This window comes from Halopseudomonas sp. SMJS2, assembly GCF_029866945.1.
Taxonomy (GTDB): Bacteria; Pseudomonadota; Gammaproteobacteria; order Pseudomonadales; family Pseudomonadaceae; genus Halopseudomonas; species Halopseudomonas bauzanensis.
In genome coordinates this window covers 2,796,606-2,814,290 of record NZ_CP123445.1, presented here as the reverse complement: position 1 = coordinate 2,814,290, position 17,685 = coordinate 2,796,606, and the positions used below count along the sequence as shown (strand labels likewise).

Here is a 17,685-nt window from a genome sequence, read left to right as displayed (position 1 = left end):
GGGTTTTGCTATGATGTGCGCCACTTGTTGAAAATTATTCGCAACTAGAGCGGAAGCCAGTTCAAGCATGATCAGACAACGCACACTGAAGAACATCATCCGGGCCACCGGTGTTGGCCTGCATTCGGGTGAGAAGGTTTACCTCACGCTGAAACCGGCGCCGGTGGATACCGGCATCGTGTTCCTCCGGACCGATCTCGACCCTGTGGTCGAGATCCCGGCGCGTGCGGAATTCGTGGGCGAAACCACCATGTCTACCACCCTGATCAAGGATGGTGTCAAGGTGGACACTGTCGAGCACCTGCTGTCAGCCATGGCCGGTCTGGGTATCGATAACGCCGTGGTAGAGCTCAGTGCCCCCGAAGTGCCGATCATGGATGGCAGCGCCGGTCCTTTCGTATTCCTGATTCAGTCAGCAGGCATCGAGGAACAGGAAGCTCCGAAACAGTTCATTCGCATCAAGCGTGAAATCACGGTTGAAGAAGAGGGCAAGACGGCTACCTTCGTTCCTTTCGAGGGATTCAAGGTATCGTTCGGCATCGACTTCGATCATCCGGTCTTCCGTGGCCGGAGCCAGTTTGCCAGCGTGGACTTCTCCAGCACGTCTTTCGTCAAGGAAGTCAGCCGCGCCCGGACTTTCGGGTTCATGCGGGATATCGAGTACCTGCGCTCGCAGAACCTGGCGCTGGGTGGCAGCGTGGATAACGCCATCGTGGTGGATGAGTATCGCGTACTCAACGAAGACGGCCTGCGGTACGAGGACGAATTCGTCAAGCACAAGATTCTCGATGCCATCGGCGATCTTTATCTGCTGGGCAAGAGCCTGGTGGGCGAATTCCGCGGCTTCAAGTCGGGGCATGCGCTCAACAACAAGCTGCTGCGCGCGCTGCTGGCCAATGCCGATGCTTGGGAAATAGTCACCTTTGAAGATGCCGGAACCGCGCCCATCTCCTTCATGCGCCCGGCCGCTGCGGTCTGATTTTTTCTCGTTTCGTTTGACGGCCACCTCGGTGGCCGTTTTTTATTCGTCTGATTCGCCGCGATGGTGGCGCGCCAGGCGTTCCAATGCCGAGCGCAGATTCGGGTCGCTGATATGGCCTGCGGTCTCGCTCAGACTATCCGCTGCCACCGCCGATCGCCTCATTTTGCGAACTGGTGGTGCTTTTTTGACCAATGGCGGTTGTACCTTGCAGTGGATTTTCGTTAAGGTGGCGAATTCCGCGTAAGCCTGAAGTTGTCGGATGAGGCGTCGTTGCTGATATCGGACCCGGGTTGCCCACTGACTGTCGGCCACCAGCAACCGAAGCACGCCATCACGATAGGATGCTGCGCGGCAATGCTCTCTGGCGGCGGGTTCGAGTACGGATTCGAGCAGAATCTGCAATCGTTCTACGGCCCTTGCCTGATTGAAAAGGCCCTTCAGGGTGGAGTGGGTTCTTAGCAGGTCGCCGGCGACGGGCATGCAGAGGATGAAAAGACATCGTGTCGTCCGGAGTGGCTGAATCAGCGGTCATCGTACCAGAACCGCAGGAAGATTTTGGGGATCTACAATATTGAACATCATCATTCTTACCGGGCGCGAGGGTGCTACCAAGGCACTGACGCTCGGCTCGCCCTGGGTCATTTCCGGCATCATGGCGGTGCTCGCCATGCCGATTGCCGCCGCAGTGATAACCTGGCAGTTAAGCGGGGCCGGCAAGGCCATTGAAGAATCCAGTGCCGCGCTGGATTATGAACAGATCTGGGAGCAGTCTCTCGAAGGGTATGAGCTTGAGAGCGACTATATAAAGGAAGAATCCCAGGTACAGCTGGAGCACATGACTCAGCAGCTGAGTCGGTTGCAGACCCGGCTGTCGCGTCTTGACGCCCTGAGTGAACGACTTACCGAACTGGCCGACCTGTCTGACGGCGAATTCAACTTCAGTACCGACCCTGGCATGGGTGGTCCGGAGTTGCCGAGCCACAGCGACTCCTATGAGGGTGCTGACATTCAGACGGTGCTTGATCGCCTGTCTGCCCGGATCGACGATCGCACCCAGCAATTGCGGCTGCTGGAAGAGTTGATGCTCAACCGGCACAACGACGCCAATGCCATGCTGGATTTCATTCCAGTGCAGACCGGTTATATTTCCTCCGGCTTCGGTCGGCGCACCGACCCCATCACCCGTCGCTCGGCCATGCATTCGGGGCTGGATTTCGCTGCTCCGCGAGGTACGGAGATTCATGCCCTGGGAGCGGGCGTGGTGACGTTCTCCGGCCGTCGTGGCGCCTATGGCAACATGATTGAGATCAGTCATGCGGGTGGCTACAAGACCCGTTATGCTCACGCCCAGGACTTGCTGGTCAAGAAAGGTGAGTTGGTGAAGAAGGGGCAGCAGGTCGCAACCGTCGGCTCGACAGGTCGCTCAACCGGACCGCATCTGCATCTGGAGGTCTACCACAACGGCATGGCCATCAATCCGGCACGCTTTCTCGCCCTGAAATAACTCCCTGCCTTACTCACCCAAACCCGGCTTATGCCGGGTCTTCGGGTCTTCCCCTTTGCTCGCCGCCATCTGCTCTGCCGCAACGGCGGTTTATTGTCTCCAGACTTTCAGAGTAGAATGGTTTTTTCGGTGAATGGCCTGCGCACGGGCCAGCCTTGCCATCATCACATGGATATCGAAGTCGATTATGTTTGCGCCTTTATTGAAGAAGATGTTTGGAAGCAAGAACGAGCGTGAGTTGAAACGCATGAACAAGATCGTTCATGCCATCAATGCACTCGAGGAAGGCTTGAACGGTCTGAGCGATGACGAGCTCAAAGCCCGGACCGTTGAATACAGGGAACGGGTAAGCAAAGGCGAAAGTCTCGACTCCATCCTCCCCGAAGCTTTCGCCCTGGTGCGTGAAGCGAGCAAGCGGGTGATGGGCATGCGGCACTTCGATGTGCAGCTCATCGGTGGTCTGGTCCTGCATGAAGGCAAGATCGCCGAGATGAAGACCGGTGAGGGCAAGACGCTGGTCTCCACCCTGCCAGCCTATCTGAACGCGCTGTCCGGCAAGGGTGTGCATGTGGTCACGGTGAACGACTACCTGGCCCGCCGCGACGCCAACCTGATGCGTCCGCTGCATGAGTTCCTTGGCCTCAGCGTCGGGGTGGTCGTGCCTTTCCAGGACCCGGCGGAAAAGCGTGCTGCCTACCGTTGCGACATCACCTACGGCACCAACAACGAATTCGGCTTCGACTACCTGCGTGACAACATGGCGTTCCGCCTGGAAGACAAATTCCAGCGCGAGTTGAACTTTGCCATTGTCGACGAAGTGGACTCCATTCTGATCGACGAAGCGCGGACTCCGTTGATCATTTCCGGCCCGGCGCAGGACAGCTCCAAGCTCTACACTGCCATCAACAAACTGATCCCGCTGCTCAAGCGCGGCGTCAGGGCGGAAGAGGGCGAAGAGGGCGTGGACGGTCATTACTTCATCGATGAGAAGACCCGTCAGGTCGAGCTCAACGAAGACGGCCATCAGTACGTCGAGGAGTTGCTCACCCGCGAAGGCCTGCTGGCCGAAGGCGACAGCCTGTACCAGGCGCAGAATCTCAACCTGCTGCACCATGTACACTCGGGCCTGCGCGCGCACACTCTGTTCCACCGCGACGTCGAGTACATCGTGCAGGACGGCCAGGTGTTGCTGGTTGATGAGCACACCGGCCGCACCATGCCGGGTCGCCGCCTCTCCGAGGGGCTGCATCAGGCCATCGAGGCCAAGGAAGGATTGAATATACAGGCTGAGAGTCAGACCCTGGCCTCGACTACCTTCCAGAACTATTTCCGGTTGTACAACAAGCTGGCCGGCATGACCGGTACCGCTGACACCGAAGCCTTCGAGTTCCGCCAGATCTACAATCTGGACGTGGTGGTTATTCCTACCAACCAGCCGATGATCCGCAAGGATTACAACGACCTGGTGTACCTGACCATCGGTGAGAAGTTCGCCGCCATTGCCGCCGACATCAAGGGATGCCAGGAGAGCGGGCGTCCGGTGCTGGTGGGTACCGCCTCGATCGAATCCTCCGAGGTAGTGTCCCAGCTGCTGAACAAGGAAGGCATCGCGCACCAGGTACTCAACGCCAAGTATCACGAGAAGGAAGCTGAGATTATTGCCCAGGCCGGTCGGCCGGGCGCTGTAACCATCGCCACCAACATGGCTGGTCGTGGTACCGATATCATCCTCGGCGGTAGCTGGGAAGCGGAAATCGCCAGCCTGGAAGACCCCACCCCCGAGCAAATTGATCAGATCAAGGCCGAATGGCAGGAACGCCACCAGCAGGTACTGGATGCCGGCGGTCTGCATATCATCGCCTGCGAGCGCCACGAATCCCGCCGTATCGACAACCAGCTCCGTGGTCGTTCCGGCCGTCAGGGTGACCCGGGGTCCAGCCGCTTCTACCTGTCGCTGGAAGACAACCTCATGCGTATTTTCGCCTCGGATCGGGTGAAGAACTTCATGAAGGCGCTGGGGATGGAGAAGGGCGAGGCTATCGAGCATCGCATGGTCACCAACGCCATCGAGAAGGCCCAGCGCAAGGTCGAAGGCCGCAACTTTGATATCCGCAAGCAGCTGCTGGAATATGATGACGTGGCCAACGAGCAGCGCAAGGTGATCTATACCCAGCGCAACGAGATTCTCGCCGCGGACTCCGTGGAAGAGACGATCAAGGCCATCCGTGCGGATGTGGTGAATAATACGATCAGCCAATACATGCCGCCGCAGAGCGTACCCGAGCAGTGGGATATCCCCGGCCTGGAGCAGCACCTGCGTACCGAACTGGCGCTGGATCTACCCATTCAGCAGTGGTTGGATGAGGACGACACCCTGCACGAAGAAGGCGTTCGTCAGCGCGTGCAGGATGAACTGAACAACGCCTACGCCGAGAAGGAAGAACTGACCGGACCGGAAGCACTGCGTTCGTTCGAGAAGCAGATGTTGCTGCGGGTACTGGACGATCTGTGGAAGGAACACCTGGCTACAATGGACCATTTGCGTCAGGGCATCCATCTGCGCGGCTACGCCCAGAAAAACCCGAAGCAGGAATACAAGCGCGAGGCCTTCAATCTGTTCGAGGAAATGCTCGAATCGATCAAGAACGATACCATTCGTGTGCTCAGCCACGTGCAGGTACGTCGGGAAGACCCGGCCGCGGAAGAAGCCCGGCTGCGTCAGCAGGCCGAGGAGCTGGCCAAGCGTATGCAGTTCAAGCATGAGGAGCTGCCTGGAGTCGGCGAAGAAGCGCAGGCTGAGGAGCAGACCGGTGAACCGGCAACCTCAATGCCCGGTACGCCGATCACCCGCGACGGCCCCAAGATCGGCCGGAACGACCCTTGCCCCTGTGGCTCGGGCAAGAAATACAAGCAGTGTCACGGCAAGATCGGCTGATTACGACGTCCCGCCCTGTCGGGAGTAGACCCTCAACCCCGTCATCCTCGGCCTGCGCCAAGGATGGCGGAGTATGGTGGAATGCCAATTGTAAAAAACCTTAAGTAAGTGCCATTCAGTTTCTACCTATTCTATTTCTGGAGTTCCTTTCATGCCCGTCGGACTCGGTCCTCTTCCCGCTCTGCACCCGGTTCCCGGGTTTCGTCTCGGTATTACCTCTGCTGGTATCAAGAAGCCTGGGCGCCGAGATGTAGTAGTGATGGAGGCGGTGCCGGGCACGGCGATCGCCGGGGTGTTTACCACCAATGCCTTCTGCGCCGCACCGGTTACCCTGTGCAAGCAGCACCTGACTCAGGCGCCACGCTATCTGCTGGTCAATACCGGTAACGCCAATGCCGGCTCCGGCAAACCCGGTATGGCCGCAGCGCTGAAGACCTGCGCTGCCCTGGCCGAACTGACGGGTGTCGAGCCGGACCAGGTTTTGCCTTTCAGTACCGGGGTCATCGGTGAGCTGTTGCCAGCGGACAAGATCATTGCGGTATTGCCCCAGGCGCTGGCGAACCTGGCTGAGGATAACTGGGCCATGGCCGCCGAAGGCATCATGACCACCGACACCCAGCCCAAAGGTGCCAGCCGGCAGATCAAACTGGCAGGCCAGACGGTGACCATTACCGGCATCTCCAAGGGCGCCGGCATGATTCGCCCGAACATGGCGACCATGCTCGGCTACGTGGCGACTGATGCCAAGGTGGCGCAGCCGGTACTGCAACAATTGCTGCGTCAGGCCGCCGATCTGTCTTTCAATCGCATCACCATCGACGGTGACACCAGCACCAACGACTCCTGCATGCTGATCGCCACCGGTCAGGCGGCGATGGCAGAAATCACCGATCCGGCGAGCAGTGAATATGCCCAACTGGCCGAAGCGGTAAATGCCGTCATACTGGAGCTGGCGCAGGCGATCGTGCGCGATGGCGAAGGCGCCACCAAGTTCGTTACCGTGCAGGTCAACGGTGGCGGTAACCGCAACGAGTGTCTGGATGTGGCCTATGCCGTGGCTCATTCACCGCTGATCAAGACTGCGCTGTTTGCCTCCGATCCGAACTGGGGTCGAATTCTGGCTGCGGTTGGTTACGCCGGAGTGCCGGATCTGGATGTGGAGCGCATCGACGTATATCTCGATGAGGTCTGCATTACCCGCAATGGTGGCCGCGCCGCGGAATACACCGAAGAGCAGGGCGCTCGGGTGATGGCCCAGGCTGAAATCACCATCCGCATCGAGTTGGGCCGGGGCGAGTTCAGCGAGACCATCTGGACCACCGACCTGTCTCACGAGTACGTACGTATCAACGCCGAATACCGTACCTGAGACGGCAGTGCCGGTACGCCCGCAGGGCGTACCGGCTCGGCTTCAACTGCCGGGTCTGCCTTGATCCGGTTGAGCGTAATTGCAAACGCCTTGCGGGAAGATGGCATTGAGCTCAGCTACCTGCTCGGTGGTGGGGTTCCAGCTGCCATAGGTGCCGTCCGTGAGCGCAGTGCTAACCGGCTTCAGCGCGCACTTGAAGATGCTTCCCTCGATCGGCCCACCGGCGATCATCCGTGACGTGGTGTAGGTCGGGAACAGGTTAGTACAGGCCCCGGCGGGGCTGTTATCCAGTATGCCGTCCCATACATCCTGTCCCGCAGCTTTCAGGTCACCATTGGTTTCGAAACAACTGTCCACTGCCGCGGCAGGTTTGTTGCCGGCGATGCCGTCCTCCGGGTTGGCGCGGATATTCATCAGCCACTCATGCAATACGTCCAGAGCCATCCAGGTCTGGTCGAAATCCTCCCGCGGCTGCGGCTCGTCGGGATCGCTCAGGTCGGTTGGCCGGGCATCGGTGAACCAGATCACCTGGCTGTCCGAGTTGCCCATCCGGTTGCGGATACGCTGGCGGGCGGAGAAGGACTGATGGCTGTTGTGCATATCCAGCACTTCTTCCAGATAATGCCGCCAGTCGATAACCGGCATGTTCAGCTGCCCATCGAATACCATGCCCGATTCATAGGCGGCATTGATGGCCTGCAGGTCACCCTCGGTACGTGGAGCCGGGCTGTTGCCATCCGGGCTCAAGCGCATGTTGCGACTGCTCCAGGGGTCGAACCGGGAAGGGTCCTCCAGGACGTCAGCCTCGGTGCCGATGAACGGGAAGCCCTCTTGAATCATCTCGTTGGGATGCTTCCAGCCACCGATCTGGCTGTTCAGCTTGAGGAACTCGGCAGGGGTAATATCTCCGTCGTTCAGTGCCTTCAACCCATATTGCACGCCCACGTTGTCGAACAGGGTGCGTGGGTTGCCATTGTCATCGACCCCGTAGATGTTGCGCAGGTCATCATAATGGGTCCATTGCACATCGTTCATCACACCGGGCGGCTGCATCTGCCCCTGGTTTGTGGCCTGGCCGTAGTGCGGATTCATCACCAACGGCGTCAAGCCACGCCAAGCGGGGATGCATTCGGTCATGCCGGGTGCGGTGCTATAGCCCAGCATGTTTTTTGCGCCAGCAAAGGGGTCAGGGTAGGCGTCGGTCGAGTTCAACCCGACCAGCAGGCTACGGTTGGCGGTAGTGCGCCAGAACGGGTTGTTGCGGTCGGTAGCGTCCATATAGTATTCGAGCAGCTCGCAGTCGCCGATGTGGATTGTCTGGGTGACCATGTCGGGATAGGAGTATTGCGGCACACCAGCATCCAGCAGATCCGGGTGGTTCTGCGAATAGACATATTGTTGGATACCGCCACCCGATCCGCCAATGGCAACGGTGTAATCCGGGGTGCCGAAGCGCTTGATGAAATGCTCCTTGACCATCAGCGCGGTCTCGCCACCCACCTGCAGGTTGTAATGGGCGTTGGTACGGGTGCCCGACGAGTAAATGACCGCGTAGCCTTTGCCCAGCACTTCCGGCGCCAGGGCCCTACCGCTGACTCGCCCCTGCGTATGGCCAATGGCGACGCCACCTTCGAAGTGGAACAGCAGACGCCCGTTCCATTTGTCCGTTGCTGCGGCATCGGCGGCATCCCCCAGCGTAGCGAGGGTAGCGAAACTGTAGAGGAAGCGGTTGATGGTGCCGCGCTCCTGGCGGACGATGAAATCCACTACCCGACCATCGGTGAGGGTGGTGGTGGCCATATCAGCGGGGCGCGAACCATCCGCTGGCAAGGGTCGATAGGTAGGGTTGGTGGCATTGGTCCGGTATAGAAACACCACGTAGGGCTCAATCGAGCAATCCTTGCTCAAGCCGACCTGCGTACCATTGTCGTCGTACACCGGGAATCCAGCGTCACCCTCGGTATCCACCAGCGGCTGCCTACCCAGTTCGGAAACCGAGGTGCAGACAAAAGGATACTGCTGCGGCCCGGAGAAGATAGGTCCGGTGATTGGATGATTGGTCAGGGCAATGTCATGCAATGGACCATGCTTGGCATGGTGCAACTCCAGTTGGTTCTCTCCCTGCGCCAACCCTTCAAGCAGGATTTCCAGGCGATCGTTGTGGCGGCTGAGACGCGCGGGCTGCACTTCCTGATCATTGATCCAGAACTCGAGCTGATCCAGCTCCTCGTCGATTTGAGCAGCATCGCCATCCAGCGTAACCAGAACGCTGCCGCCGCTGACCTGGTCTGCTGCGCTGGACAATACGCTCAGCTCTAGGTCAGGGGCATTGTCGGAGCGGGAGCTTGAGCCTCCGGAACTCAGGCATCCCGTCAAGGCGATCACTAGCAGGCTGGCTGCGCCGGGCAGCCAATAGAATTTTGCAGGTTTCATAATGGCTCGCTCTGTCTTCTTATTATGGAGCCTTGATCCTATGCCTCCCTCTGGAGGGAAAACAGGTACAGATTGTCTGATCTGACTGAAACAGCGCGACGAATGAGACCCACTGACTGTTTGAGTGGTTTGCACCCAACTGTGCCTGTTTTCCTGAGTGGGTATTATCTAATCTGCATGTACAACAACAATTAAAGGAAACAGTCATGCATCACAAGCGTATCGTTCTCGCAACGGCCTGTGGTCTGTTGATGCTCCAGGGCTGCTGGAGTTCAGGAGGATCCAGTAGCTCCAGACCCGCCGAGAAAGTGGATCTGAGTGGTTTTGAAGTGGAGTCGGCCACCTACTGCGATCACACCGTTCTAGCCAATTGCCTTTATCCTTTCCCCAATAATTTCTTCACTCGCCAGGATAATGGTACGCCTACCGGACTGAGGGCTAATTTCGATGTCCGCGGTATGCCAGTTGCGCAACCGGTAGACCTACCCGTTTCACCTGAAAATACCCGCTACGTACCTATCAAGACCACCGAAGCCTCTCCTATGGGGCCTGCCCAGTGGAACCGCAATGATGGCTTCTCCCCGGGTTCCATGTTGCTGGCCCACCTGCCCGGTATTGATCTGGAGCAGACCGGCGCTGCCAAGATTACCGACGTGGAACCATCCCTTGAGCCGGATGCGCCCATTATGGTCATTAACGCAGCCACCTTGGAGCCGCAGCTTATCTGGGCTGAACTGGATGTAAATAACCCGGACCCCGCCGAGCAGGCTCTTATTATCCGGCCTGCTGAGAACTTTAAAGAAGGCCAACGCTATATTGCGATGATCCGTAACGCACGCGATGCTGAAGGCGAGCTGCTGGAAGTCAACGAACTGTTCAGGGCCTATCGGGACAGGATCGATACGGATGAGCCCGTTTTCGAGGCGCGTCGTGATGCGATGGAAGAGATCTTTGCTGTACTGCAGGAGGCTGGGGTAGAGCGCAAGGAACTGACTTTGGCTTGGGATTTCACTATTGCCAGCCAGCAGTCACTCACGGAGCGCCTACTGGCCATTCGTGACGATGCCTTTGAACGACTGGCTGGCGGTGCGCCTGCCTTCCAGATCACCGAGGTGCGGGATAACCCCGCCGGCAGCCTCAGCCGTAATATCAAGGGCACTTTCGCCGTGCCCAACTACCTTAACGAGCCCGGTGGCGGAGTGGGTGCATCCTTCAATTACACCAGTGATGATCCAGATGCACTGCCAGAAGTGTTGGATAGCAACAGTATGATCCAGGCCAATTTCCGCTGTCAGGTACCGATCAAGGCGACCGACTTCAACGCTCCGACCGTGCAACCGGCGAGGGCCGCACTGTATGGTCACGGGTTGTTTGGGGAAAGTACCTACAGCATCAGCGGGGGCGAGTTCGGCAGCAGTAACGTTCGCGCTATGCAGGACAAGCACAATATCCTCTTTTGCGCTACCGATTGGATAGGCATGGCCCAGGACGACATTCTCGCAGGTAATATCCATAAGATCATGGCGGATCTGACCGGGCTGCCTCGACAATTGGATCGTAGCCAACAGGGTCTGTTGAACTTCATGTACCTGGCGGAGCTCATGCGCCATCCCGACGGTTTTGCGACGGCTGGTGAATTCAAGCACAACGGGCAATTGATATACGATCCGGCGGAAGTATTTTACGACGGCAATAGTCAGGGTGGCATCCTGGGTGGCGCTCTGGTGGCGACAGCGCCCAACATTCACCGCGGTGTGCTTGGCGTGCCAGGCAGTAACTACAGTCTGCTGCTGAGGCGCTATGGTCCGTTCAATCAACGCTTCGCGCCAGTACTCTACGCCGCCTATCCTGATGGTCTGGATCAATCATTGAATTTTGCATTGATGCAAATGCTCTGGGACCGCGCTGAAAACAATGGTTATCTGAGCCATCTTGCTGGTCAACACCTACCGAACACGCCGGCAGACAAGCATGTGCTGTTGCATGTGGCGCTGGGGGATTATCAGGTAACTCAATGGAGTGCCGAGATCATTGCACGGACCATCGATGCCGCTGTGCATGAGCCTACTGCCCGGCTTGGGGAAAGCCCCGACACCAATCCCTTATTTGGTATCCAGCGTATCGAACAATACCCTCACCATGGGCACGCCCTCATGATCTGGGATTCCGGCGCGGAAGTGGAACGGCCGGGTGGCGGTTGGGATGGTAACCCATTCCCGCCGACCAACAATACCGGACCGAATCCCGCTTACGGGAAGGATCCACATAGTTCGCCACGCAATACGGTGGCAGCTCGCTTGCAGAAATCCGCCTTTATGCAACGTAATGGCTCGGTGATCGACGTCTGTGGGGATGAGCCCTGTTATAGCGACGATTACACCGGTGTGTCACGACAGGATTAGCATTCAGAGGTCGGCCCCTCCGTGGGGCTGGCCAGCCCTTCGGGCGATCTCCCCCAGGCGGCGCACGGCTTGCAATACAGCTGGGTTTACTGGCTTTCCGACATTCAAGCGCAGGCAGTGCGCGTATCGCTGTCCGGGAGAAAAAACGCTTCCTGGGAAAATATGAATTCCGCTTTGTAGAGCTTCTTCAAATAATGAGTGGGAATTCATATGCGCTGGTAGAACTACCCATAGCACACAGCCGCCGCTGGGTTGCTGTACCGAGGTGCCCGGTGGGAACCATTCCAGTACTGCCTGGCGTACTCGATCAGCCTGGGCCGCCAGTTGCTGGCGTAGCGAGACCAGATGCTGGGCATAGAATCCGCTTTCCATCAGCCGAGCCAGCAGCAGTTGTGGAGCCGATGCAGTGGTAATGCTGCTCACCAGTTTCAATTCGCGCAACCGATGGTGAAAGCGGCCGGGAGCCACCCAGCCCAGCCGGATACCCGGTATCAGGGACTTGGAGAAAGAATGGCAATACAGAACCATCCCGGCATGGTCATAGGCCTTGGCCGGCATAGCTCCGTCGGAGTAGAGGGTGTCGCCCCAGACATCATTCTCGATGATGGGAATATTGTAATGGGTGGCCAGCTCAACCAGCTTCTGTTTGTTTTCCTCTGACATGGTGAACCCAAGTGGGTTCTGCGCGTTGGGCGATACCAGGCAGGCACTCACGCGACGATGCTTGAATGCCAGCTCAAGTGTTGTCAGGCAAATGCCATGGCTCGGATCGGTAGGAATTTCCAGTACCTTGCGCCGCAGCACCTCCAGCGCGAGCAAGGTGCCGTAATAGGTTGGAGACTCAACCGCTACGGTGTCACCTGGCCGGGTGACAGTGCGCAGGGCGAGATCGATGGCCTCCATGCAGCCGTTGGTGATGATGACATCGTCCTGGGAAATCGGATTAGGGTAGTGGAGACTACGCCGGGCAAGCTGGAGCGTAAAACGCTGATGACCTTTCGGGTGGGTGTAGTCCCAGACGTCAAGCGGCTGCTTTCGGGTTATATCCCTCAGGGTGGTCATGATGCGCTCCATGGGCATCAATTGCGGGTCGGGCAGCGCAATGCCCAGGTGGATCAGGTCGAGCTGATGATGGGGTTCCATATAGTGCAAAATATCATCGCTCAGCGATATCTCGACCGGCAGGAATTCGAACTCGGCAGCCCCCGTGGTAATCGCGGGTGGGCAGGCGGCTACGAAGGTACCCGAGCGGGCTCTTATTTCGATGTAATTTTCCTGCTCAAGCTGGCGCAGGCACTGGATTATGGTGTTGACGCTGGTGTTGAAAAGACGACTGAGACTGCGCACGGAGGGCAGGCGCTGCCCAGGTCTGTAGCTGCCGCCCTCGATATGGCGACGCAGCTGCAGGCTGATACTCTCGTATAGGTAAAGATCCTGACCCAGCAAGGGAAGCAGTCTCCATGAGGTTATAGGTTTTTATTTTTCCTCTTAAGCAAGGAGTATAACTGCTCCGATATCGCTGTATAGCTGATGATCTAGCTGGGACAGTTCGCTGCCGGGATCTCCGCCGCTTGCAGCCGCGCCCGCCCGATCCGGTTGATGATCACTTGTCGCCCCTTGGCATCTGCCTCATTGGGACAGAATGAAAATGTTCCTGACTGAAAACCACCGTTCAACAGTTCCGACTCGCCCTGAGCGTTGTAGCGCAGGTAACTGGCGAGCGGTGAGTTGACATGCACATGGTGGACGCGGGCGGGCAGCTCTTCATGCAGAACGATCTCGCCGGCATCGAGTGCGCCATTGTTATTGGCATCGATGAAAATGTTCCAGCCATTGCTCCAGTCGCCTGACAATGGCGCCATGGTGATGTGGCGGTTGCGGCGGGTGGCTTCTGTGCGGGTTTGGTTGATGCTGCGCAGCAGGCTGTTGACACTGCTGTCCATGCGCTGGTTGTCGATCAGGCTGCCGAAGGCGGGCAGGCCGATGGACAACAGGATGGCCAGTACGGCGATCGCTACCATGATTTCAATCAAGGTAAATCCACGACAACGCATGGCGTAGTCCTCCCTGGTGTAGGGGCTACTGCCTGTGCTGCCCGTTTAAATGGAAATGATCTGGTATCTCCGGAACTGGAAAGTGTACCGCAGCCAATCCAGGCTGCTAGGACTAAGGGCTGAATCTGCGAGAGGGTTCACGCTTGTCACGTTGATCCACCTCACAGATAGCGCGACCACTTCAGCTCAACGATACCCGGCGTGCCTGCGCTGCCGTCGCCGTTCTCGCCGCCGCCTTCTGACGATCCCCCTTCCACCGCGCCGGCGGTAGGGTCATAGCCGGGGGGCAGGCGGCGCAGATCGATCACGGTGCGATTGCCGATGCGGTTGCTGGTGCCCTGTGTGTTGCCCAGGGCCAGTGCCGAGACATAGCCTTCCACCCGGGTATTGCCGGAGGTGTTGAACATGTTGCCGGCCTTGATTGCCCCCAGCACTGGACCGGCGATGCTGATGTTGCCACCGATGTATTGCGCAGGCGAACAGCTGCCAGGTGATCCCGGCGGGCAACTGCCAGCCTGGAGGGCGAAGTTGCCCAGCCCGCCAAGGGCAGAATAGTCAAAACTGCTGCCGGAGCAGAAATCCGCCGGCGCCAGACTGTAGGTGTTGCTGCATACGCCCTGGAAGCTGGGGCTGGAAAATTCCGGTATGGCCACCGTTCTGGAGCTTGGGCCGATATAGTTTGGTGCGGCGATGCTGTTGCTGCTCGAGACCATCTGCAGACTGCCCGCGGCGATGAACGTATTGGTGTAGTGACCATTGGCAATCCGAACATCGCCTTCCAGCAGTACTACGCCGGGAGCATGATGGACGCCATCGAGAACCCACCCACTGCTGCCGTAGGCGGGCAGGGCGGTGGTATCGTTCAACGCGGTTGCCAGGCGTCGGCAGTTGTCCCGGTCCGCCATGCTGGTTGCAGGCGTGGTGCAGGCATGGTTGGCGACCATGCGGTTCCAGTTGACTGAAGTGTCCCGTGCCGACCGGTGATAATAGCCGTTTGCCCGAACATCCGGCGGGTTGCTCGGGTCATCGCTGTCGCGGACTCCCCGTACGTTGCGAATGATCACCCGGGTGGCGCCATTATGGCGACGGTAGAGATAGTGCGCCGAGTCCCGCAGTTGATTGGCATCGAATATTGCCTGTTCGATCAGTACGGGTGGCACCAGGGGAATGGATAACCGCAGTTGCGGATTGACCACGGCGCGGGCGGTGCACCGGGACGGAAATTGCACGCCTGTCCGCGAGACGATATCGGCGCGCTGGTCCGGGCAGCTATCGAGCAGGATCTGTTGTTCCGCCCGCCAGCGATCAACCGTCGCGGCGGCTTCCCGGGCGCGAATCTGGCCCTTGGTGTGCACCTGTCGTACCGGTGTCGACCATTCGATATTCACTCCGTAGGTGTTACCCGAACAGTGCCGGGCGGAGCCGATGGCGCAGCTGGCGACGCCGTCGTGATTGGCGCTGGCCCAGATGCCGCCGTGCTGCCCGCCGGCCACGGTGACGAAGCCGTTGGCTTCGATCAGTGAAGTGCTCGCTGTGTTCTGTACACAGACATTATTGGTGGCGCGGATGGCTTCGATATTGAAGCCGTCGACATTGGCGACCCTGACATCGCAACTGGCATGCAGCTCCCGAAAATCACCGCCGGAGCCGCCCTGATAGGCGATGGAATGGGTTGAGCGAATGGTATCGATGCCGGTCAGAGAGACGCTGCCGATATTGACGTTGCCCTCGACGAACACATCATATTCCTCCCCTGCCTCCGCATGGATATTGATGCCGCCGCTGATATCGAGACCGTCGTGAAAGTGAATGACATTGCGGCTCGGTGGACCCGTCGGGCCGGTGCCTCCGGCAGTCGGCGGCTGGATGGCGAAGGTCAGCTGCAGCGAGCTGTTGGTGGCGATGCGGGTGTCTGGCGCGGTCGTGGCGGTAATGGTGGTCGAGAACAGCAGATGTTCGCTATCGGTAAAGTCGACACCGGTAAAACGGGCCTCCAGACCCTCGAAGCCCGTCATGCGAATGTCCGGGTAGGCTTGAATCTGCGGGGAGAACTGGGCAACGAAGGCCGTCCAGTCCTCATGGTTATCGGCCGTCTGTTGCAGGTACTGGCGCAGCGCTTCGGCTGCGGACCAGGCGCGCTTCTGGGTCACCGTCTGGCTGTGCAGGCTCACGCCCAGTTCCTGTGACGAGCGCACCTGGCTCAGCCCGGCGAGGATGGTTGCCGACAGAGAAAAGCCCAGCAACACCACAATGAGAATGGTAGCGATGCCGCGTTGCCGGAACCGGGACTGCATCTCAACTTCCTCCGATATTGGTCAGGCAGGTGCGGGAGAAGAACTGCCGAAAGGTGGCCGGATCGGTAGGGCGGTAGTCCTCGGGATCGTCGGTAATCGGGTGATGAGCCTCCAGAGTCGCCATGATTGTCCCCGTGCCGCCCACGCCGAAGGCGGCGCAGGGCTCGCTTTCCAGTTCGATTCCGGCAAATACGCCACCGGCCAGTCCGGAGGTGGCGAACAGGACCGACACGTCGTCATGCGACCAGCTGGGCAGGGCGGTGGTGCTGGCACAGGGCAGGGCGTGCAGATACAGCAGTTGCCCATTCTCGATGGCCAGCCCTTCGCATCGAGAGGCGGCGGGTCCACTGCCCAGCGGCGCGGCCAGGGTCGCGAAACGCCAGATCATCACCGGCTGCTGCTGATCGACGATGGCAGCTGTGCAGCTGCTGGGTTGATAGCCATTGCTGCCAGCGCTGATGTCGTCACAGAGCACTACGGCCGAGGCGAGGACGGCCCCGTCAATGCCATAGCCGGCATTTTGCAACAGGGTTTCGGCATTGATGATCGCCGCGGCCCGGTCGCCGGTAACCCGGGCGTAGCGGGTGGATTCGCTGGTTACCTGCACGGCGGTGCGATACAGGGCCAGCATGCCCAGCACTGCGACCATCGACACCACCAGCCCGACCATCAGACTGACCAGGGTCGCACCGCATTGCCTGTTGCGGCCGGACCTCATGGCGCCACCACGATGCGCCCGTCGCCGGAAATGTACTCCTCGCTGTGCACCTCCAGGCGCTCGCCGGGCACGCTGATGGTCCGGCTGACACCGCCGATATCGATCACCACCTCCGAGTCGACCGCGATCCGCTGCACCGGCACTGTCAGCGCCTGGCGGCCGCCATCGCTGCCGGTCACCCCCAGCACTATCTCGTTGTCGTCCAGCATGGTCAGATTGCGCAGGCCGGTGAGAATCTGGTTCTCGGTAATGCCGTGGGATTGAATGCTCAGGGTATTGGATATCACCATGAGCAGACCCAGCCCCATGGTCGCCACCAGCAGGATGCCGATCATGGCCTCCAATAGCGAAGTACCATGCTCCTTAAAGGACATAGTCATGGCTCTCGCCTCCCCGGGAAATGCGGATGCGCACCGGCTGCGTCGGCAAACCCCGGTTGGTCAGTTCGATGGCATTGCCGGCGGGCAGGTCAAGTTCGACCCCGGCAGGGATGTCCACATTCCACCAGGCGTCCCGACAGCTGGCATCGTTCAGATCACGGCAAACCCTGATTTCCCGGTTGCCAGTATCGAACACCAGGCGGGCGGCGGGATCGTCGCCGGTAGCCTTGAATTCGTTGCGCAGTGCTACGGCGCGGGCGTGGCGAACAGCCTGGTCGAGATATCCCTGGGCCTTGTGCACGCTGGCGCTGTCTGTCCAGGCGCCGGTAAAGGGACCGGCGGCAGCCGCGAGCAGGCCGATGATGAGCACCACCACCATCAGCTCCACCAGGGTGAAGCCGGTCGATTGCCTGCTGCCTACCATGACGAACCTATCGCGCAGGCTGCGCTGGCGGTACGCTCGTTGGCGCCGTTGAGAGTCAGCTCGCAGCCGGCCATGGCGCCCTGGCCGATGGCTTCGAGCACATAGGGCGAGCCCGGTGTGTAGTTGTAGGAAAGACTTCTGACCTTTGGCCAAACGGCCAGTTCCGATCATTTGCCCTCGCGCCATGGCA

Annotated in this window: 13 protein-coding genes; 5 read left to right on the top strand and 8 right to left on the bottom strand. The window is 59.2% G+C overall.

The window, feature by feature from the left end; translation table 11 throughout:
• The first annotated feature begins 67 nt into the window (after nucleotides 1-67).
• Nucleotides 68-979 (top strand): UDP-3-O-acyl-N-acetylglucosamine deacetylase, encoded by a 912-nt coding sequence (gene lpxC, locus QAO71_RS13240; RefSeq protein WP_036989454.1) that lies wholly within the window; start codon nucleotides 68-70, stop codon nucleotides 977-979.
• Between the two features lie 42 nt (nucleotides 980-1,021).
• Here lpxC and QAO71_RS13235 read toward each other — a convergent pair whose 3' ends face one another.
• Complete coding sequence (locus QAO71_RS13235; protein WP_348273396.1) at nucleotides 1,022-1,462, bottom strand: DUF721 domain-containing protein; 441 nt, start codon at nucleotides 1,460-1,462, stop codon at nucleotides 1,022-1,024.
• Nucleotides 1,463-1,553: 91 nt separating this feature from the next.
• Between QAO71_RS13235 and QAO71_RS13230 the strand changes: the two genes are divergently transcribed.
• The 3 genes from QAO71_RS13230 to argJ all read left to right on the top strand — a co-directional run bounded on the left by QAO71_RS13230 (nucleotide 1,554) and on the right by argJ (nucleotide 6,790).
• Complete coding sequence (locus QAO71_RS13230) at nucleotides 1,554-2,486, top strand: M23 family metallopeptidase (protein WP_036989456.1); 933 nt, start codon at nucleotides 1,554-1,556, stop codon at nucleotides 2,484-2,486.
• A 187-nt stretch (nucleotides 2,487-2,673) separates the two neighbouring features.
• Nucleotides 2,674-5,421, top strand: coding sequence for a preprotein translocase subunit SecA (gene secA, locus QAO71_RS13225; RefSeq protein ID WP_036990244.1), 2,748 nt, complete (start codon nucleotides 2,674-2,676; stop codon nucleotides 5,419-5,421).
• 151 nt (nucleotides 5,422-5,572) lie between these two features.
• Nucleotides 5,573-6,790 carry a bifunctional glutamate N-acetyltransferase/amino-acid acetyltransferase ArgJ gene (argJ, locus tag QAO71_RS13220; protein ID WP_280164658.1) on the top strand — a complete coding sequence of 406 codons (1,218 nt, stop codon included), beginning with the start codon at nucleotides 5,573-5,575 and terminating at the stop codon, nucleotides 6,788-6,790.
• A 42-nt stretch (nucleotides 6,791-6,832) separates the two neighbouring features.
• On the opposite strand, the gene QAO71_RS13215 is transcribed toward argJ, so the two are convergent.
• On the bottom strand, nucleotides 6,833-9,223 hold the full coding sequence (locus tag QAO71_RS13215) for a DUF6351 family protein (protein WP_280164657.1): 2,391 nt from the start codon (nucleotides 9,221-9,223) through the stop codon (nucleotides 6,833-6,835).
• A 206-nt stretch (nucleotides 9,224-9,429) separates the two neighbouring features.
• Between QAO71_RS13215 and QAO71_RS13210 the strand changes: the two genes are divergently transcribed.
• Nucleotides 9,430-11,625, top strand: a complete 2,196-nt coding sequence (locus QAO71_RS13210) for a hypothetical protein (protein WP_280164656.1) — start codon at nucleotides 9,430-9,432, stop codon at nucleotides 11,623-11,625.
• 3 nt (nucleotides 11,626-11,628) lie between these two features.
• Here QAO71_RS13210 and QAO71_RS13205 read toward each other — a convergent pair whose 3' ends face one another.
• From QAO71_RS13205 to QAO71_RS13180, 6 genes are all read right to left on the bottom strand, one after another.
• Nucleotides 11,629-13,071: a PLP-dependent aminotransferase family protein gene (locus QAO71_RS13205; protein WP_280164655.1), complete on the bottom strand. Its 1,443-nt coding sequence runs from the start codon at nucleotides 13,069-13,071 to the stop codon at nucleotides 11,629-11,631.
• An 89-nt stretch (nucleotides 13,072-13,160) separates the two neighbouring features.
• On the bottom strand, nucleotides 13,161-13,679 hold the full coding sequence (locus QAO71_RS13200) for a GspH/FimT family pseudopilin (RefSeq protein ID WP_280164654.1): 519 nt from the start codon (nucleotides 13,677-13,679) through the stop codon (nucleotides 13,161-13,163).
• A gap of 161 nt (nucleotides 13,680-13,840) precedes the next feature.
• Nucleotides 13,841-15,973 (bottom strand): hypothetical protein, encoded by a 2,133-nt coding sequence (locus QAO71_RS13195; protein ID WP_280164653.1) that lies wholly within the window; start codon nucleotides 15,971-15,973, stop codon nucleotides 13,841-13,843.
• 1 nt (nucleotide 15,974) lies between these two features.
• On the bottom strand, nucleotides 15,975-16,691 hold the full coding sequence (locus QAO71_RS13190) for a hypothetical protein (RefSeq protein ID WP_280164652.1): 717 nt from the start codon (nucleotides 16,689-16,691) through the stop codon (nucleotides 15,975-15,977).
• Nucleotides 16,688-17,071 (bottom strand): hypothetical protein, encoded by a 384-nt coding sequence (locus QAO71_RS13185; RefSeq protein WP_280164651.1) that lies wholly within the window; start codon nucleotides 17,069-17,071, stop codon nucleotides 16,688-16,690. Before QAO71_RS13185 ends, QAO71_RS13190 begins: the two co-directional genes overlap by 4 nt.
• On the bottom strand, nucleotides 17,055-17,495 hold the full coding sequence (locus tag QAO71_RS13180; RefSeq protein WP_280164650.1) for a prepilin-type N-terminal cleavage/methylation domain-containing protein: 441 nt from the start codon (nucleotides 17,493-17,495) through the stop codon (nucleotides 17,055-17,057). Before QAO71_RS13180 ends, QAO71_RS13185 begins: the two co-directional genes overlap by 17 nt.
• Nucleotides 17,496-17,685 lie beyond the last annotated feature (190 nt).

What these genes read in the sequence shown, in the direction of transcription:
- lpxC (WP_036989454.1), top strand. Translation starts at nt 68, where the DNA reads ATGATCAGACAACGCACACTGAAGAACATCATCCGGGCCACCGGTGTT.
- secA (WP_036990244.1), top strand. Translation starts at nt 2,674, where the DNA reads ATGTTTGCGCCTTTATTGAAGAAGATGTTTGGAAGCAAGAACGAGCGT.
- QAO71_RS13195 (WP_280164653.1), bottom strand. Translation starts at nt 15,973, where the DNA reads ATGCAGTCCCGGTTCCGGCAACGCGGCATCGCTACCATTCTCATTGTG.
- QAO71_RS13185 (WP_280164651.1), bottom strand. Translation starts at nt 17,071, where the DNA reads ATGACTATGTCCTTTAAGGAGCATGGTACTTCGCTATTGGAGGCCATG.
- QAO71_RS13180 (WP_280164650.1), bottom strand. Translation starts at nt 17,495, where the DNA reads ATGGTAGGCAGCAGGCAATCGACCGGCTTCACCCTGGTGGAGCTGATG.
- QAO71_RS13215 (WP_280164657.1), bottom strand. Translation starts at nt 9,223, where the DNA reads ATGAAACCTGCAAAATTCTATTGGCTGCCCGGCGCAGCCAGCCTGCTA.
- QAO71_RS13210 (WP_280164656.1), top strand. Translation starts at nt 9,430, where the DNA reads ATGCATCACAAGCGTATCGTTCTCGCAACGGCCTGTGGTCTGTTGATG.
- QAO71_RS13235 (WP_348273396.1), bottom strand. Translation starts at nt 1,462, where the DNA reads ATGCCCGTCGCCGGCGACCTGCTAAGAACCCACTCCACCCTGAAGGGC.
- argJ (WP_280164658.1), top strand. Translation starts at nt 5,573, where the DNA reads ATGCCCGTCGGACTCGGTCCTCTTCCCGCTCTGCACCCGGTTCCCGGG.
- QAO71_RS13190 (WP_280164652.1), bottom strand. Translation starts at nt 16,691, where the DNA reads ATGAGGTCCGGCCGCAACAGGCAATGCGGTGCGACCCTGGTCAGTCTG.
- QAO71_RS13200 (WP_280164654.1), bottom strand. Translation starts at nt 13,679, where the DNA reads ATGCGTTGTCGTGGATTTACCTTGATTGAAATCATGGTAGCGATCGCC.